General features: G+C 61.7%; 17 protein-coding genes. 4 read left to right on the forward strand and 13 right to left on the reverse strand.

The window, feature by feature from the left end:
- Positions 1 to 89 precede the first annotated feature (89 nt).
- Positions 90 to 380 (forward strand): PsiF family protein, encoded by a 291-nt coding sequence (locus tag ACYAR8_RS05015; RefSeq protein ID WP_074891365.1) that lies wholly within the window; start codon positions 90 to 92, stop codon positions 378 to 380.
- Positions 381 to 568: 188 nt separating this feature from the next.
- Positions 569 to 1,579, forward strand: a complete 1,011-nt coding sequence (locus ACYAR8_RS05020) for an AI-2E family transporter (protein ID WP_065987762.1) — start codon at positions 569 to 571, stop codon at positions 1,577 to 1,579.
- A 941-nt stretch (positions 1,580 to 2,520) separates the two neighbouring features.
- On the opposite strand, the gene ACYAR8_RS05025 is transcribed toward ACYAR8_RS05020, so the two are convergent.
- Positions 2,521 to 3,786, reverse strand: a complete 1,266-nt coding sequence (locus ACYAR8_RS05025; RefSeq protein ID WP_463579236.1) for an Hsp70 family protein — start codon at positions 3,784 to 3,786, stop codon at positions 2,521 to 2,523.
- 294 nt (positions 3,787 to 4,080) lie between these two features.
- On the opposite strand from ACYAR8_RS05025, the gene cbpA reads away from it, so the two are divergent.
- The gene (cbpA, locus tag ACYAR8_RS05030; protein ID WP_463579237.1) at positions 4,081 to 5,040 is read left to right on the forward strand and encodes a curved DNA-binding protein; all 960 of its coding nucleotides are present in this window, start codon (positions 4,081 to 4,083) and stop codon (positions 5,038 to 5,040) included.
- 2 nt (positions 5,041 to 5,042) lie between these two features.
- Positions 5,043 to 5,339, forward strand: a complete 297-nt coding sequence (locus tag ACYAR8_RS05035) for a chaperone modulator CbpM (RefSeq protein ID WP_108119032.1) — start codon at positions 5,043 to 5,045, stop codon at positions 5,337 to 5,339.
- 101 nt (positions 5,340 to 5,440) lie between these two features.
- Here ACYAR8_RS05035 and ACYAR8_RS05040 read toward each other — a convergent pair whose 3' ends face one another.
- The 12 genes from ACYAR8_RS05040 to urtA all read right to left on the reverse strand — a co-directional run bounded on the left by ACYAR8_RS05040 (position 5,441) and on the right by urtA (position 17,304).
- Positions 5,441 to 6,574 (reverse strand): sensor histidine kinase, encoded by a 1,134-nt coding sequence (locus tag ACYAR8_RS05040; protein ID WP_463579238.1) that lies wholly within the window; start codon positions 6,572 to 6,574, stop codon positions 5,441 to 5,443.
- 245 nt (positions 6,575 to 6,819) lie between these two features.
- Complete coding sequence (gene ureC / locus ACYAR8_RS05045) at positions 6,820 to 8,520, reverse strand: urease subunit alpha (RefSeq protein WP_463579239.1); 1,701 nt, start codon at positions 8,518 to 8,520, stop codon at positions 6,820 to 6,822.
- Positions 8,521 to 8,661: 141 nt separating this feature from the next.
- Positions 8,662 to 8,967, reverse strand: coding sequence for an urease subunit beta (locus tag ACYAR8_RS05050; protein ID WP_065987755.1), 306 nt, complete (start codon positions 8,965 to 8,967; stop codon positions 8,662 to 8,664).
- The gene (locus ACYAR8_RS05055) at positions 8,964 to 9,500 is read right to left on the reverse strand and encodes a GNAT family N-acetyltransferase (protein WP_463579240.1); all 537 of its coding nucleotides are present in this window, start codon (positions 9,498 to 9,500) and stop codon (positions 8,964 to 8,966) included. The genes ACYAR8_RS05050 and ACYAR8_RS05055 overlap by 4 nt, the downstream gene beginning before the upstream one ends.
- Before the next feature lie 26 nt (positions 9,501 to 9,526).
- Positions 9,527 to 10,078, reverse strand: a complete 552-nt coding sequence (locus ACYAR8_RS05060) for a GNAT family N-acetyltransferase (protein WP_463579241.1) — start codon at positions 10,076 to 10,078, stop codon at positions 9,527 to 9,529.
- Between the two features lie 61 nt (positions 10,079 to 10,139).
- Positions 10,140 to 10,442, reverse strand: coding sequence for an urease subunit gamma (locus ACYAR8_RS05065; RefSeq protein WP_020293711.1), 303 nt, complete (start codon positions 10,440 to 10,442; stop codon positions 10,140 to 10,142).
- A 198-nt stretch (positions 10,443 to 10,640) separates the two neighbouring features.
- Positions 10,641 to 11,486 carry an urease accessory protein UreD gene (locus ACYAR8_RS05070; protein ID WP_463579242.1) on the reverse strand — a complete coding sequence of 282 codons (846 nt, stop codon included), beginning with the start codon at positions 11,484 to 11,486 and terminating at the stop codon, positions 10,641 to 10,643.
- A 49-nt stretch (positions 11,487 to 11,535) separates the two neighbouring features.
- Positions 11,536 to 12,234: an urea ABC transporter ATP-binding subunit UrtE gene (urtE, locus tag ACYAR8_RS05075; protein WP_074890550.1), complete on the reverse strand. Its 699-nt coding sequence runs from the start codon at positions 12,232 to 12,234 to the stop codon at positions 11,536 to 11,538.
- Between the two features lie 102 nt (positions 12,235 to 12,336).
- Positions 12,337 to 13,191, reverse strand: coding sequence for an urea ABC transporter ATP-binding protein UrtD (gene urtD / locus ACYAR8_RS05080; protein ID WP_074890409.1), 855 nt, complete (start codon positions 13,189 to 13,191; stop codon positions 12,337 to 12,339).
- Complete coding sequence (gene urtC, locus ACYAR8_RS05085; RefSeq protein WP_463579243.1) at positions 13,188 to 14,267, reverse strand: urea ABC transporter permease subunit UrtC; 1,080 nt, start codon at positions 14,265 to 14,267, stop codon at positions 13,188 to 13,190. Before urtC ends, urtD begins: the two co-directional genes overlap by 4 nt.
- A complete protein-coding gene (gene urtB / locus ACYAR8_RS05090) occupies positions 14,267 to 15,853 on the reverse strand; it encodes an urea ABC transporter permease subunit UrtB (RefSeq protein WP_463579244.1) in 1,587 nt (528 codons plus the stop codon). The genes urtC and urtB overlap by 1 nt, the downstream gene beginning before the upstream one ends.
- A 185-nt stretch (positions 15,854 to 16,038) precedes the next feature.
- On the reverse strand, positions 16,039 to 17,304 hold the full coding sequence (urtA, locus tag ACYAR8_RS05095; protein WP_463579245.1) for an urea ABC transporter substrate-binding protein: 1,266 nt from the start codon (positions 17,302 to 17,304) through the stop codon (positions 16,039 to 16,041).
- Between the last annotated feature and the right edge of the window lie 155 nt (positions 17,305 to 17,459).

The raw sequence follows: 17,459 nt of genomic DNA on the forward strand, positions 1-17,459 counted from the left end.
GCTGCGCATTTGCAGAAATATGCAGCAACATTCTTTGACTACACTGCTCGTATAGCCATGCAGGTGCGTGGCGCTTCCGGAGAAAAGCGATGACGATGCTGCGTATTCCTCTGCTGGTGATGGGCCTGCTGTTGAGCGCCCAGGGTTTTGCCGCCACCGCCCAACAAAACAAGATGACCACCTGCAACGCCGATGCCTCTGCCAAGTCCTTGAAAGGCGACGAGCGCAAGGCGTTCATGAGCACCTGCCTGAAGGCCGCGCCTGCGCCTGCCGCGACCCAGCAGGAGAAGATGAAGACCTGTAACGCAACGGCGAGCACCCAAGCGCTCAAGGGTGATGCCCGCAAGACATTCATGAGCGATTGTCTTAAAAAGAAATAATTTTCCGAGCCAATGGCGGGCGTCGAAATGCGGCGCCAACCCCTGCTTTTTTTGCGATTGCGGCCGATGAACCGGTTTGCAATCGCAGCCTCCTCACGCTTGAGCTCTCAAGGGCTTTCGCGTCGCTGGTTCTCCACTCAGAACGCTGGCAGACTGCCCATCCTTCACGCCGCTCGTTTTGAGGCTGTATGCCAACGTTTACGCCCCGTCAAGTCTATCTGGCCAGTTGCATTCTCGTGTTCGGCGGGTTGCTGCTGGTGCTGCCGCTGAACCTTCTGCCCAGTCTGCTGGCGGGTTTGCTGGTGTATGAACTGGTCGACATGCTCACCCCGCAGCTGCAACGGCTGATTGCCGGCGAGCGTGCGCGTTGGCTGGCGGTGGCATTGCTGGGGACCTTGGTGGTGACGGTGTTGGCGTTGCTGTTTGCCGGCGCGATCAGTTTCCTGCTGCACGAGGCGGAAAACCCCGGCGCGTCGCTGGATAAATTCATGATTCTGGTGGACCGCGCCCGCGGTCAGCTGCCGCCTTTCATCGACAACTACCTGCCGGCCAGTGCCACCGAGTTTCAGGTGTCGCTCAGCGCCTGGCTGACCAAGCACCTGGGCGAGCTGCAACTGCTCGGCAAGGGCGCGGCGCACATGTTCGTGACCTTGCTGATTGGCATGGTGCTGGGCGCGATCATCGCCCTGCAGCGCATCCCCGATGTCACCAAGCGCAAGCCACTGGCGGCGGCGCTGTTCGAGCGTTTGCACCTGCTGACTCAGGCCTTTCGCAATATTGTTTTCGCACAGATCAAGATCTCGCTGCTGAATACGGCGTTCACCTCGATTTTTCTGGCGGTGATCCTGCCGCTGTGTGGCGTGCACTTGCCGCTGACCAAAACCCTGATCGTGCTGACCTTCCTGCTGGGCTTGCTTCCGGTGGTCGGCAACCTGATGTCCAACACGCTGATCTTTATCGTCGGCATGTCATTGTCGATCTGGGTGGCGGTGGCGGCGTTGGGTTATCTGATCGTGATCCACAAGGTCGAGTATTTCCTCAACGCACGGATCGTCGGCGGGCAGATCAGCGCCAAGTCGTGGGAGTTGCTGCTGGCGATGCTGATCTTCGAAGCCGCCTTCGGCCTGCCGGGGGTGGTGGCAGGCCCGATTTATTACGCCTACCTGAAGAGCGAACTGCGCCGGGCGGAGTTGGTTTAGCGACTGCTGCTCAACAGTTGTGCCCCCTTTTCACGGCTGCACGCGGTGTTTTTGTGGGACCGGCTTTAGCCGGGAAGGGGCCAGATTGCACACCATCAATTTTGCGGCGTGAGGCCCGACGCCTTCCCGGCTAAAGCCAGTCCTACATTTGCACGCGGTCAGTAGGACCGGCTTCAGCCGGGAAGGGGCCAGATTGCACACCACCAATTTCGCGGCGTGACACCCGACGCCTTCCCGGCTAAAGCCAGTCCTACATGTGCACGCGGTGTTTTTGTGGGACCGGCTTCAGCCGGGAAGAGGCCTTCATGAACACCCTCGATTTCGCTGCGTGACACCCGACGCATTCCCGGCTAAAGCCGGTCCTACATTTGCACGCGGTCAGTAGGACCGGCTTCAGCCGGGAAGAGGCCGGTTTGGGCACCATAAAATTTGCGGCGTGACACCCGACGCATTCCCGGCTAAAGCCGGTCCTACATTTGCACGCGGTCAGTAGGACCGGCTTCAGCCGGGAAGTGGCCAGATTGCACACCATCAATTTTGCGGCGTGACACCCGACGCCTTCCCGGCTAAAGCCAGTCCTGCATTTGCGCGCGGTGTTTTTGTGGGACCGGCTTCAGCCGGGAAGAGGCCAGATTGCACACCATCAATTTTGCGGCGTGACACCCGACGCATTCCCGGCTAAAGCCAGTCCTACATGTGCACGCGGTGTTTTTGTGGGACCGGCTTCAGCCGGGAAGGGGCCAGATTGCACACCATCTATTTTGCGGCGTGAGGCCCGACGCATTCCCGGCTAAAGCCAGTCCTACATGTGCACGCGGTGTTTTTGTGGGACCGGCTTTAGCCGGGAAGGGGCCAGATTGCACACCATCAATTTTGCGGCGTGAGGCCCGACGCATTCCCGGCTAAAGCCGGTCCCACTAAAAAAGCGGGACAGCCGCGAGTCAGCCGTAGCGCTTTTTCGCTTCGATCGCCAGACCGCTGCCGATGCTGCCGAAGATGTTGCCTTCGACGTGCCGGGCCTTGGGCAGCATGGCCGCGACGCTGTTGCGCAGGGCCGGGATGCCGCTGGAGCCACCGGTGAAGAACACGGTATCGACCTCGGTCACGCCAACGCCCGCGTCATTCAACAGATTGGTCACGCTGGCGCGCACGCGTTCGAGCAATGCATCGATGGACGATTCGAACAGCTGCCGCGTCAGGTCGACGCTCAGGCCGGGTTCGACGCGGTCCATCGGCACAAGGCGACTATCCGCCTCGGTCAGCAGGATCTTCGTCTCTTCCACTTCCATCGCCAGCCAGTGGCCGGCGCGTTGCTCAATCAGCCTGAACAGCCGATCAATGCCCTGGGTGTCTTCGATGTCATAGCGCATGCTGCCCAGCGCCAGTTGCGACTTTTGCGAATACACCGAGTTGATCGTGTGCCAGGTCGCCAGGTTCATGTGCGTGCTGGTTGGCATGTACGCGCCGCTTTTCATCCGGCTGCCGTAACCAAACAGCGGCATCACGCCCTGCAGGCTAAGCTGCTTGTCAAAGTCGGTACCGCCGATGTGTACACCGCCCGTGGCGAGGATGTCGCTGTGGCGGTCATCGATCAGACGTCGCTCCGGCGACAGGCGCACCAGCGAGAAGTCCGACGTACCACCGCCGATGTCGACGATCAGCACCAGCTCTTCGCGGTCCAGCGTCGACTCGTAGTCGAACGCCGCCGCGATAGGCTCGAACTGAAAGGAAACGTCTTTGAAGCCGATCTTGCGCGCCACGTCGGCCAGCGTGTCTTCAGCCTCCTGATCGGCGGCAGCGTCGTCATCGACGAAATGCACCGGGCGGCCCAGCACCACTTGCTCGAAGGAGTGGCCGGCGGCGGCTTCGGCGCGCTTTTTCAGTTCGCCGATGAACAGGCCGAGCAGGTCCTTGAAAGGCATCGCTGTACCGAGCACGCTGGTGTCGTGCTTGATCAGCTTGGAACCCAGCAGGCTCTTGAGCGAGCGCATCAGGCGGCCTTCATAGCCCTCGAGGTATTCGTGAAGGGCGAGGCGACCGTAGACCGGGCGGCGCTCTTCGATGTTGAAAAATACAACCGAGGGCAGCGTGATCTTGCCGTCCTCCAGTGCGATCAGCGTTTCCACTCCAGGGCGTAGCCAGCCGACCGTAGAGTTGGACGTGCCGAAGTCGATGCCAAGGGCACGGGCCGGGGATGGAGTGCTCATCTGCTTTGCATACCAGTCAAAAAACGGCCGCGCAGTGTATGCGAGTGCGCGCCGGATGCGTAGCGCGAAACGTCGGTTTATCGCACGCCCGGTATCTATTTCGCGAGCATGGCTTGAACTGCGGCCCCGAGCCCCAATCTAGCAGGCAACTCTTCATGTTTTTTGGCCGGTCTGGACAGCGTTTCATTAGCGAGACTGCGTGCCGATAACCTTGCAACGTTCAACGCAGCCAGCATTCACATGTGAAACGCGCTGCGGACTGGGCTGGATATTCCAGAATTGGGTGACCGTCAGATGGACTTCAAAGACTATTACAAGATTCTTGGCGTAGAGCCGACAGCGGACGAGAAGGCGATCAAGACCGCCTATCGCAAGCTCGCGCGCAAGTATCACCCCGACGTCAGCAAAGAGCCTGGCGCGGAAGACAAATTCAAGGAAGCCTCCGAAGCGTATGAGGCGCTCAGCGATCCTGAAAAGCGCGCCGAATACGACGAGATTCGTAAATACGGCAGTCAGGGCCGGTTCCAGCCACCACCTGGCTGGCAGGGCCGTGACGGTGCGGGCGCGGGGCCGGGCTTTGGTGGCGGCAACTTCGAGAACGGCGACTTCTCCGACTTTTTCAGCTCCATCTTCGGCAATCGTGGTGGTCAGCAAGGCGGTCGGGCGCAGAGCCCGGGCCGTCGAGGGCAGGACGTGGAGATGGAACTGGCGGTGTTTCTGGAGGAGACACTCTCCAGCGAGTCCAAGCAGATCAGCTTCAAGGTGCCGCAACACAGCGCCAACGGTCAGCGCATGGCGGACATCACCAAGACGTTGAATGTGAAGATCCCGGCGGGCGTCACCGATGGCGAGCGCATTCGCCTCAAGGGGCAGGGTGCGCCGGGCGTGGCGGGTGGCGAGAAGGGCGATCTGTATCTGATCATCCGCCTGGCGCCGCACCCGATGTTCGACGTCGAGGGCCACGACCTGATCATCACGGTGCCGATCGCGCCGTGGGAAGCAGCGCTTGGCACCAAGGTGGCGGTACCGACGCTGACCGGCAAGATCAACCTGACCATCCGTCCGGACAGTCAGAACGGGCAGCGGCTGCGGGTCAAGGGCAACGGTCTGCTGAACAAGCAGGGCCAGCGCGGCGATCTGTACGCACAACTGAAAATCGTGATGCCCAAATCCACCGATGAGGCGACCAAAGCGCTGTGGGAGAAACTGGCCGAGCAGGCCGCGTTCAATCCGAGGGCTCAATGGAGTAACTGATCATGAGCAACACCCTGGTCATAGACATGCAGGAGCTATGTGAGGTGGTCGATCTGCCGGCCGCTTTCGTCATCGAGATTGTCGAGCACGGCATTCTCGAACCCCAGGGAAGGCAGCCGGACGAATGGCTGTTCGACAGTGCAGCACTGTCGATCGCCAGGCGTGCGGTCAAGTTGCATCACGAATTGCAGATGGAATGGGACGGCGTCGCCCTGGCGCTTGACCTTCTGGAAGAGCTTGAGCAAGTGAGGGCGGAAAACCGCATGCTCAGGCAGCGGTTGGGGCGGTTCCTGGACTGACGAGCTGATGAATGTGCTGAGGCCATCGCGAGCAAGCTCACTCCTACGGTATGAGGTGTATCAGCTGCGCCAAGGCTGACTGCCTGACCGGGGTCCGCTTGCTAGCCTTTCTTCGGCAATTCCACGGTAAACGTCGTGCCGTCTCCGACGTTGGACACGACCGTGATTCCGCCGCCATGGGCATGCACCACTTCTTTCACGATGAACAGCCCCAGGCCAAGGCTGGTGGACGGGTTGTGGATGCCGGCCTTTTCATTGGCCGAGCGCACCAGCGGGTCGAAGATGCTGCCGATGGCTTCCTCGGCGATAGGCTCTCCGCCGTTATGCACAGAGAGGCTCACATGGTTTTCGCTGCCGGTGAGTGTCACGGTGACCCGACGCGTCGCCGCACCATGCTGCAGGGCGTTGCCAATGAGGTTTTGCAGTAATTGCGCGATGCGTGCCTGATCCCACTCACCCCGGGTGTCACCGGTGCTGGTGAACACTGCGTTGCAATCGGGCTGTCCTGCCGTGGCGGCGTCGATGGCTTCGCGGCAGGCCAGGGTCATCTCCATCGGCTTGCGCTCGACCGGCAGCGTGACGCCCAGACGGCTGCGGACGAATTCCAGCAGATCATTGATCATCGTGCCCATCGACAAGCTGCTGCTCTTGATGCGCTTGATGTACGCAAGATCGGCGTCCGACAGCGTGGTCTTGCGCATCAGCACTTCGGATGACATACCGATGGCCTGCAAGGGTGCGCGCAGGTCGTGACCGAGAATGGCGAGAAAGATGTCACGGGAGCGCGTCACGCGATCGGCGTAGGCAGCGGTCGACTCGGCCAGCGCTTCGTCGATGGCCTCGTTGAAGCGGATCATGTCGGTGATGTGGCTGACCTGTGGATCTATCTGGTTTTCTGCCCAGAAGCGCACGACCGTGGCCCGAAGGTGGCGGAACTCTGAAGTCATCTGCACCAGGTCAAACCCGACTATGTGGCGCAACTCACCATGACTGGAGGCGGCCTGATCGAGTGTCGGGGTTTTGCCGATGTCTTCGCCTTGGGCCTTGGCGATGCGCTCGGCCTTGGTCTGCGCGGTGTTCATGTCACGGGCCGCCGCGAGAAGGATCGCCTCGGCGTGGTCGCGTAGCTCGACTGAACTCATCTGAGCGGCTGCGGGCGTCAGCGTGGCAGCAAACCGTTCCCACTCATCCACGATGCGATCCACATTCTGAACGATGAAGTCCGAAAGACGCATGGGGAACTACCTTGCTGGCGGGGCGCTGAATGAGAGCGCGCATAGTACCGCCATGTTGTTGCAGGAAACATCACGGATTTGCACGCTTTCATTGTAGGAGCGTGGCTTGTCCCGCGATCGGCGACAAAGTCGTCGTGAAAAGCGGCGATCACGGAGTAGCTGGATCATCGCATTCATGGATTTCACTGGCGCTGCGCACCAGATCGCGGGACAAGCCACGCTCCTACAAAAACGGACTAATACCCTTAGAACAGGAAATACCGTTGCGCCATCGGCAAGATCTCGGCCGGCTCGCACCACAACAGCACGCCGTCAGCCTTGACCTGATAGGTCTGCGGGTCGACGTCGATGTTTGGCAGGTAGTCGTTGTGGATGAGGTCGGCCTTGGTCACGCTGCGGCAGCCCTTGACCACGCCGATCTGTTTCTTCAGCCCCAGCTGCTCCGGGACGCCGGCATCAAAGGCCGCTTGACTGATGAAGGTCAGGCTGCTGGCGTGCAACGAGCTGCCGTAGCTGGCGAACATCGGGCGGTAGTGAACCGGCTGCGGGGTCGGGATCGAGGCGTTGGCGTCGCCCATCAGGCTGGCGGCAATCGAACCGCCCTTGAGGATCAGGGTCGGTTTCACGCCGAAGAAAGCCGGGCGCCAGAGCACAAGGTCCGCCCATTTACCCACTTCCACCGACCCCACTTCATGGCTGATGCCGTGGGTGATCGCCGGGTTGATGGTGTATTTGGCGATGTAGCGTTTGGCGCGGAAGTTATCGTTGCCTTCGCCGTCACCGGGCAATGGGCCGCGCTGGCGTTTCATTTTGTCGGCGGTCTGCCAGGTGCGCATGATCACTTCGCCGACGCGGCCCATGGCCTGGCTGTCGGAGCTGAGCATCGAGAACGCGCCCAGATCGTGAAGGATGTCCTCGGCAGCAATGGTTTCGCGGCGGATGCGGCTCTCGGCGAACGCGACGTCTTCGGCGATGCTCGGGTCCAGGTGATGGCAGACCATCAGCATGTCCAGGTGCTCGTCGATGGTGTTGCGGGTGAACGGCCGGGTCGGGTTGGTCGAGCTTGGCAGCACGTTGGCGAAGCCGCAGGCCTTGATGATGTCCGGCGCATGGCCGCCCCCAGCGCCTTCGGTGTGGTAGGTGTGAATGGTGCGGTTCTTGAACGCCCCCAAGGTGGTTTCGACGAAGCCGGATTCGTTCAGAGTGTCGGTATGGATCGCGACCTGCACGTCGTACTGATCGGCGACGCTCAGGCAGTTGTCGATGGCCGCGGGCGTGGTGCCCCAGTCTTCGTGCAGCTTGAGGCCGATGGCGCCGGCCTTGACCTGTTCGATCAGCGGCTCCGGCAGGCTGACGTTGCCCTTGCCGGTAAAACCGATATTCATGGGGAACGCTTCGGCGGCCTGCAACATGCGCATCATGTGCCATTTGCCGGGGGTGACCGTGGTTGCGTTGGTGCCCGTCGCCGGACCGGTTCCGCCGCCAATCATGGTGGTGACGCCGCTCATCAGCGCTTCTTCGATCTGTTGCGGGCAGATGAAGTGGATGTGCGTGTCGACGCCGCCGGCGGTGAGGATCATGCCTTCGCCGGCGATGACTTCGGTCGCGGCGCCGATGGCGATGGTCACGCCGGGCTGGATGTCCGGGTTGCCGGCTTTGCCGATGGCCGCGATGCGCCCGTCCTTGAGGCCGACGTCGGCTTTGACGATACCCCAGTGATCGACGATCAGCGCGTTGGTGATCAACGTGTCGACGACTTCGGCGGCAACGCCCTGGCCCTGGCCCATGCCGTCACGAATGACCTTGCCGCCACCGAACTTCACTTCCTCGCCATAGACGGTGAAATCCTGCTCGACCTCGATCCACAGCTCGGTGTCCGCCAGACGCACACGGTCGCCGACAGTGGGGCCGAACATGTCGGCGTAGGCTTGTCGGCTGATCTTCATACTTCGTTCCTCGAATCAAAGCGGCAAGCCTCAAGCGGCAAGCGGCAAGTAAAAGCGAATGTTGTGTACGCCGCGGACTGCTGTGCTTGGCGCTTGTGGCTTGGCGCTTGCAGCTTGACCTGGCTGGAAAGTGAACGCGTTTTACAGTTCACCCATAACTCTTCCGGCAAACCCGAATACCCGCCTCAACCCGGCCAGGTCCACCAGTTCCACTTCCCGCGCCTGCCCGGGCTCGAAACGCACGGCGGTGCCGGCAGGGATGTTCAGGCGCATGCCCCGGCTGGCGGCCCGGTCGAAGGTCAGGGCGTCGTTGGTTTCGAAAAAATGAAAATGCGAGCCGACCTGAATCGGCCGGTCACCGCTGTTGGCGACGCTGAGGGTAATGGTACGGCGACCGGCGTTGAGCTCGATGTCGCCGGGCTGGATCTGGTATTCACCAGGAATCATGCGCTCTTCCTCGACAGTAACTTGTAGTAGATGGCCGTGGCCTTGTATTCGCCATCGGGGTTGCAGGCGTAGTCCGGCAGCAGGCCAGACGGCTCGTAACCCAGCGCCCGATAGAAATCCTCGGCATCGGAACCTGCCAGCGTGTCCAGAAACAACAGCCCACGCTGATGTTGCTGCGCGGCCTGTTCCACGGCGGTCATCAACTGCGTCGCCAGCCCGCGCCGACGCGCCTGACTGAGCACCAGCAATTTCTGCACCTCGGCGCGGTTCAGGCCATTGGCCTTCTGGCACAGCGCCAGTTGCACCGTCGCCAGCACCTGGTCTTCTTCTGCCACCACCCACAGCAGCACATTGCCCTGCTCGACCTCGGCCTTGACGCCGTCCCACCAGGTGGCGGCTTCTTCAGCGGCGAGATCGGCCATAAAGCCGACCGAGGCCCCGTGGCGGACGGCGTCCAGCAACAGCGCCACCAGACCTGAGCGGTAGTGCGCGAAGCTTTCTGACGTGACACGGCGTAAGTGGGCGGCATTCATGGGTGAAGTCCTTTCAGAGTGAACAGTCAGGCGACAGGCTTGATGCCGGGCGCTTGGGAGGGTGGAGCAGAGGCGCCGGGCGACAGGTCCAGCTGCATGAAGGTCAGGTCCAGCCAGCGGCCGAACTTGGTGCCGACCTGGGGCATTTGCCCGGTAGTGATGAACCCCTCGCGCTCATGCAGGCGAATCGACGCCGCGTTACCGCTCTCGATGGCCGCAACCATCATGTGCTTGTCGCAGGCGCGGGCGCGTTCGATCAGCGCCTTCATCAGAAGCGGACCCAGGCCGTTGCCCCGCTGATCGGCACGCACGTAAACCGAGTGCTCGACGGTATGGCGAAAGCCTTCGAACGGCCGCCAGTCGCCGAACGACGAATAGCCCAGCACCTGATCGTCGGCGTCGACCACCACCAGAATCGGGTAACCCTGGGCCTGGCGTGCGGCAAACCAGGTTTCGCGGTTGGCGAGATCCACCGGCTGCTCGTTCCAGATCGCCGTGGTGTTGAGCACCGCGTCGTTGTAGATGGCCAGCACGGCCGGCATGTCAGTCAGCAAAGCGTCACGAATCGAATAGGTCATGTTCGTTTCCACGGGTTCCTGTGTGGCTGTTTCGACGGGCATCTCAGGTTCAATGGGCCGCTCAGGCAATCGGCTGATGCACGGTGACCAGCTTGGTGCCATCCGGAAAGGTGGCTTCGACCTGGATTTCCGGGATCATTTCCGGGATGCCTTCCATCACCTGTTCGCGGGTCAGCAGGGTGGTGCCGTAGTGCATGAGGTCGGCAACGGTCTGGCCGTCACGCGCACCTTCCAGCAGAGCGGCGGAGATGAAGGCCATCGCTTCTGGGTAATTGAGCTTCACACCGCGTGCCAGCCGCCGCTCGGCAACCAGGCCTGCGGTGAAGATCAGCATCTTGTCTTTTTCGCGTGGGGTCAGGTCCATGGGTTTTGTCCGTCTTAAATAACTGAATAAGTCAGCGCTGCAATGTACTTGTAGGAGTGAGCTTGCTCGCGATTGCGATTCGTCAGATAGGTACATGTCTCCGACACACCGCAATCGTCCGGATGCGGCCCAGACCAAGCTCACTCCTACAGGATGTCTATGCGTGCCCCGAGGGAGCGAATTGGGGAACGCGGTCCATCATGTACTCCAAATCCTCGGTGCCACTGCGTCACGCCCCAACAGGGCAGGGCGCAGCAGTTTCCATAATTCAATCAGCCAGGCCCGCGCGTGCAGCGCTTCGTCTGCCAGGCAGCGGGCGACGATCAAACCGGGCAACTGGCTGAGGTCGCCGCGCACGGGAGAATCTTCGGCCAGCTCGCGGCAGCGCTCCATCAAATCTGCATCGATTTCCCCGGTCACGATCAGCGTCGCGAACACCGGTTTTCCGCCCAGGCCGATGGGTGAATCCAGCAAGCCGTCATCGCCGACGATGCGCTGACGCTCGTGCCACAACAGCCTGCCGTCGCGACGAATATCCAGGTGCGCCTGAAAGTGGCCCTGATCAAAACGCTCGCCGCTGGCCGGTCGGCCCAGCGCAACCACGTCCCAGTAGAACAGCCGGGCGTCGCCTTCCAGGTCGATTCGCGTCGTCAGTTCAGCCTTGGCCTCGCTGAACACGATGCTCTCCTGGGGCAGCCACTCCAAGGTGCCGCCTGCAGCGACTTTTAGGTCCAGTTGCTGATAGGCCGGACCTGCTGCGCGGTACCACTTCGCTGCGCCGGGGCTGGTCAGTTGTGCCCAGGCGTTGGCGCCGACGCTGGCGCTGATGTCCAGCCGATCGCCGCCGGCAATGCCGCCCGGCGGGTGAACGATGATGTGCTGGCAGACCTGCGGGCCTTCGGCGTACAGATGCTTTTGCACCCGCAACGGACCTTTATGGCGCCGTTGCGTCGGGCGCGTGCTGTCGCCGAAACGCCCATAGGCCAGCTCCAGCTCGGCATGCCAGCTGGGGGTGAACAGCGCGGTGTGGGCAGGAAGATTCATAAGTCGATTATCGTGTTATCGAAGGTCCGTACCTTAGCTGATCGGCGCATTAAATGGTGACCAGACCCCGAACGCCTTCGGCCTCCATGTTTTCGCCGCGGCCCTGCTGGACGATCTCGCCGCGGGACATGACGATGTACTGATCCGCCAGCTCGGCGGCGAAGTCGTAGAACTGCTCGACCAGCAGGATCGCCATGTCGCCGCGCGCGGCGAGCTTTTTGATCACGGCGCCAATCTCCTTGATCACCGACGGCTGAATGCCTTCGGTGGGTTCGTCGAGAATCAGCAGGCGAGGGCGACTGGCCAGGGCGCGACCAATCGCCAGTTGCTGTTGCTGCCCGCCGGACAGGTCACCGCCGCGACGGTGCTTCATCTGCAGCAGCACCGGGAACAGCTCGTAAATGAACGGCGGGACTTCCTTGGCTTCCGAGCCCGGGAATCGCGACAGGCCCATCAACAGGTTTTCCTCAACGGTCAGTCGGCCGAAAATCTCCCGGCCCTGAGGCACGTAGGCGATGCCGGAATGCACGCGCTGGTGCGGCTTGAAACCGGTGATCGGCTTGCCTTCCCACTGCACCACGCCCTCTTTGGCGGGCAGCAGCCCCATCAGCACTTTCAACAGCGTGGTCTTGCCCACCCCGTTACGACCGAGCAGGCACGTGACCTCGCCGATGTTCACGTCAAACGACAGGCCGCGGAGGATGTGGCTGCCGCCGTAGAATTGATGCAGCTGAGTGACGGTTAACAATTTGATTTCCTCGGATTCATCAGCTGCAAGCTGCAAGAAAAAGCGGGTCATGCTTTTGGCTTCAGCTTGCCGCTTGCAGCTAAAAGCTTGCCGCTGGGCGGTTCACCGCCCCAGATACACCTCAATCACCCGTTCATCCGCCTGCACGTCCTCCAGCGATCCTTCCGCCAGCACGCTGCCCTGGTGCAGCACGGTAACGTGGTCGGCGATGGTGCCGACGAAGCCCATGTCGTGCTCGACCACCATCAGCGAGTGCTTGCCGGCCAGGCTCTTGAACAGCTCGGCGGTGAATTCGGTTTCGGCGTCGGTCATACCAGCGACGGGCTCGTCGAGCAGCAGAAGCTGCGGGTCCTGGACCAGCAACATGCCGATCTCCAGAAACTGCTTCTGGCCGTGGGACAACAGCCCGGCGGGACGTGACATCGACGCCGTCAGGCGAATGGTTTCCAGCACCTCATCGATGCGGTCGCGCTGCTCTCCGTTGAGCTTCGCCCTCAAGCTGGCCCACACCGATTTGTCGGTCTTCTGCGCCAGCTCCAGGTTTTCGAACACGCTCAACGCTTCGAACACCGTGGGCTTCTGAAACTTGCGGCCGATCCCGGCCTGGGCGATCTGCACTTCACTCATCCTGGTCAGATCGAGGGTTTCGCCGAACCAGGCCTTGCCGTGGCTGGGGCGGGTCTTGCCGGTGATGACGTCCATCAGCGTGGTCTTGCCCGCGCCGTTGGGGCCGATGATGCAGCGCAGCTCGCCGACGCGGATGTACAGATTCAGATCATTGAGAGCCTTGAAGCCGTCGAAGCTGACGCTGATGTCCTCCAGGGTCAGGATCGTGCCGTGCAGGGTGTTCAGCCCCTTGCCTGCGGCCTGCCCGAGACCGATGGCGTCGCGGCTGGTGCCGGCGTCACTGTTCGGGTCGAGCACCGGATCGAATGCGGGCGTCGGAGTGCTTTTCATGGCTCGCTCCTTTTCTTGATCAGGCCGATCACGCCTTTGGGCAGGTACAGCGTCACCACGATGAACAGCGCGCCGAGGAAGAACAGCCAGTATTCAGGAAAGGCCACGGTGAACCAGCTCTTCATGCCGTTGACCAGACCGGCGCCGAGCAGTGGGCCGATCAGCGTGCCGCGACCGCCCAGGGCGACCCAGACTGCCGCTTCAATGGAGTTGGTCGGCGACATTTCGCTCGGGTTGATGATGCCGACTTGTGGCACATACAACGCCCCGGCCAGGCCGCACAACACGGCGCTCAACACCCAGACAAACAGCTTGAAGCCGCGCGGGTCGTAGCCGCAGAACATCAGGCGGTTTTCCGCATCGCGCACGGCGGTCAACACACGACCGAACTTGCTGCGCGCCAGACGCCACCCGACAAACAGACTGCCCGCGAGCAACGCTACCGTCAGCAGAAACAGTACCGCGCGGGTGCCTTGGGAGGTGATGCTGAACCCCAGAATGCTGCGGAAGTTGGTGAAGCCGTTGTTGCCGCCAAAACCGGTTTCGTTGCGGAAGAACAGCAGCATGCCGGCGAAGGTCAGGGCCTGGGTCATGATCGAGAAGTACACGCCCTTGATCCGCGAGCGGAAGGCGAAGAAGCCGAACACCAGCGCCAGCAACCCCGGCGCCAGCACCACCAGGCACATGGCCCAGAGGAAATGCTGCGTGCCGACCCAGTACCACGGCAGTTCGGTCCACGACAAAAAGGTCATGAACGCCGGCAGGTCGTCGCCCGACGCTTCGCGCATCAGGTACATGCCCATTGCATAACCACCCAGGGCGAAGAACAACCCGTGGCCCAAGGACAGCAGACCGGCGTAGCCCCAGACCAGGTCCAGTGCCAGGGCGACGATCGCGTAACAGAGGATTTTGCCCACCAGCGTCAGCGTGTAGGCCGACACCTGCAGGCCGTTGCTTTCAGGCAGCAGGGACAGCAATGGCAGGGCGATCAGCAGGGCAAGAATTACCACGCCGACCGAGACTGTGACTGTGGTGCCAGCGCGTTGCGCGGCAGTGACCATCAATGGCTGATTCATCAGTCGATCACCCGTCCTTTGAGTGCGAAGAGGCCTTGCGGACGTTTCTGAATGAACAGAATGATCAGCGCCAGGATCAGGATCTTGCCCAGTACGGCGCCGATCTGCGGTTCGAGGATCTTGTTGGCGATGCCCAGCCCGAAGGCCGCCGTGACGCTGCCGGCCAGTTGACCGACGCCGCCGAGCACGACCACGAGGAAGGAATCGATGATGTAGCTCTGGCCCAGGTCAGGACCGACGTTGCCGATCTGGCTCAGCGCCACGCCGCCCAGCCCGGCGATCCCCGAGCCTAGCCCGAAGGCCATCATGTCGATGCGCCCGGTGGGCACGCCGCAACAGGCGGCCATGTTGCGGTTCTGAGTGACGGCGCGCACGTTCAGGCCTAGGCGTGTCTTGTTCAGCAGCAGCCAGGTCAGCACAACGACAAACAGCGCGAAGGCGATGATGACGATGCGGTTCCAGGGCAGCACGAGATTGGGCAGCACTTGAATGCCGCCCGACAACCATTCCGGGTTCGCCACTTCGACGTTCTGCGCGCCGAACACCACGCGAATCAGCTGAATCAGCATCAGGCTGATGCCCCAGGTCGCCAGCAGCGTTTCCAGCGGGCGACCGTACAAATGGCGAATGACCGTGCGCTCCAGCGCCATGCCGATGCAGGCGGTGACGAAAAACGCGATCGGCAGCGCCACCAGCGGATAAAACTCAAGGGCGCCGGGGGCGTAGCGCTGGAACATCATTTGGACGACGTAGGTGGCGTAGGCGCCGAGCATCAGCATCTCGCCGTGTGCCATGTTGATCACGCCGAGCAGGCCGAAGGTGATCGCCAGTCCCAGCGCCGCCAGCAGCAGAATCGATCCCAGCGACAGGCCGGCGAAGGCTTGTCCGAGGATCTCGCCGATCATCAGTTTGCGTTTGACCTGAGCCAGGCTGGTTTCCGCCGCCAGGCGCACCGTGGGGTCAGTTTCGACGCTGGGTTCGAGCAGGGTTTCCAGCCGGGTGCGGGCCAGCGGATCACCGGTCTCACCGAGCAGGCGCACAGCGGCGAGCCGCACGGTGGGGCTGACGTCGACCAGTTGCAGGTTGGCCAACGCCAGGTTCAGGGCCGAATGGACGCTGTCGTCCTGTTCGCTCGCCACTTGTTGCACCAGCAATGGCAACTGCGCCGGACGGGCGTTCTTCTGCAGGATTTGCGCGGCCGCCAGGCGAACCTTGGGGTCGGCAGCGAGCAGTTGATGGCTGGCCAGCGCGGTGTTGATCAGGCCGCGAAGGCGGTTGTTCAGGCTGATGGCTTGGGGCGCATCGGGGTTGGGCGCATCGGCCAGCGCGGGAGCGTCAGGGTCGACGGCGATGAAGCTGTCGCCGTTCTGGATGAACGCCCGGTTGCTGCTGTCAGCGGCGACGCGACCGTCCTGCAGGGCAACCAGCAGTTCGACGCGCGCCGGGTCAGGCTTGGCGGCCCAGGTTTCCAGCAGTTGGGCGCGCTCGGCGGATTGGGCCGCGACAAAGTCGCCGGCATCGCTGGCATGGGCGGCGAAAGGCAGCCACAGGCACAGCGCGAGAAGAAGGTGGAAATATCTGGGCATATCGAGTCCTGGAAGCACCCGCACGACCTAACGTCAGACGGGGAACCTGTAGGAGTGAGCTTGCTCGCGATCGCGGTATACCAGCCGACATCATCGTCACAGGCAGATCGCAATCGCGAGCGAGCTCACTCCTACAGGGATAGGTTCAGCCGGAACATTTCAGCCGACCGTTTACCCTTTGTCGCTTAGTTACTCTTGACGGCGTAGTCAGGCTTTTTGTCGTTGCCCGGAATGAACGGACTCCACGGCTGGGCGCGAATCGGCTCTTTGGTCTGCCAGACCACGTTGAACTGACCGTCGGCCTTGATCTCGCCGATCATCACCGGCTTGTGCAGGTGGTGGTTGGTTTTGTCCATGGTCAGGGTGAAGCCCGACGGCGCGGCGAAGGTCTGGCCGGCCATGGCTTCGCGGACTTTATCCACATCGGTGGATTTGGCTTTTTCGACCGCTTGCGCCCACATGTGGATACCCACGTAAGTGGCTTCCATCGGGTCGTTGGTCACGGCCTTGTCGGCGTTCGGCAGGTTGTGCGCCTTGGCGTAGGCCTTCCAGTCGGCGACGAACTTGGTGTTGACCGGGTTCTTCACCGATTCGAAGTAGTTCCAGGCCGCCAGGTTGCCTACCAGCGGTTTGGTGTCGACGCCGCGCAGTTCTTCTTCGCCGACCGAGAACGCCACTACCGGTACGTCGGTGGCTTTCAGGCCCTGATTGCCCAGCTCTTTATAGAACGGCACGTTGGAGTCGCCGTTGACGGTGGAGATCACAGCGGTCTTGCCGCCTGCGGAGAACTTCTTGATGTTCGACACGATGGTCTGGTAATCGCTGTGCCCGAACGGGGTGTAGACCTCTTCGATATCCTTGTCCGCCACACCTTTGGAGTGCAGGAACGAGCGCAGAATCTTGTTGGTGGTGCGCGGGTAGACGTAGTCGGTCCCCAGCAGGAAGAAGCGCTTGGCTCCGCCGCCGTCTTCGCTCATCAGGTATTCAACCGCAGGAATGGCCTGCTGGTTAGGCGCCGCGCCGGTGTAGAAGACGTTCGGCGACATCTCTTCGCCTTCGTACTGCACCGGGTAGAACAGCAGGCCGTTCAGCTCTTCAAATACCGGCAACACCGACTTGCGCGACACCGAGGTCCAGCAGCCGAACACCACGGCGACCTTGTCCTGGGTCAGCAGCTGACGTCCCTTTTCCGCAAACAACGGCCAGTTCGACGCCGGGTCGACCACCACCGGCTCAAGCATCTTGCCGTTGACGCCGCCTTTGGCGTTGATTTCATCAATGGTCATCAGCGCCATGTCCTTGAGCGAGGTCTCGGAGATGGCCATGGTGCCGGACAAAGAATGCAGAATGCCGACCTTGATGGTCTCGGCCGCCTGAGCGGTCCAGGTCAAACCCATCGCTGCGATCGATGCAGACAAAGTGAACGCTTTCAGCAAACTACGACGCTTCATTGGCTAGCTCCATTCCTTGATTTTTTTAGATGACGGCGGTTGGCGGTGCAGAGTTGAGTCTGCTTAGGCTTTAGCAAAGGCTGGGCCAAGGCTGCGCACGTCGCAAAATGGAATGAAAACGTCGCCTGTGCAGGGCGCTGCGCACCAATGTGGAT

This window comes from Pseudomonas sp. HP_01 (assembly GCF_055284355.1).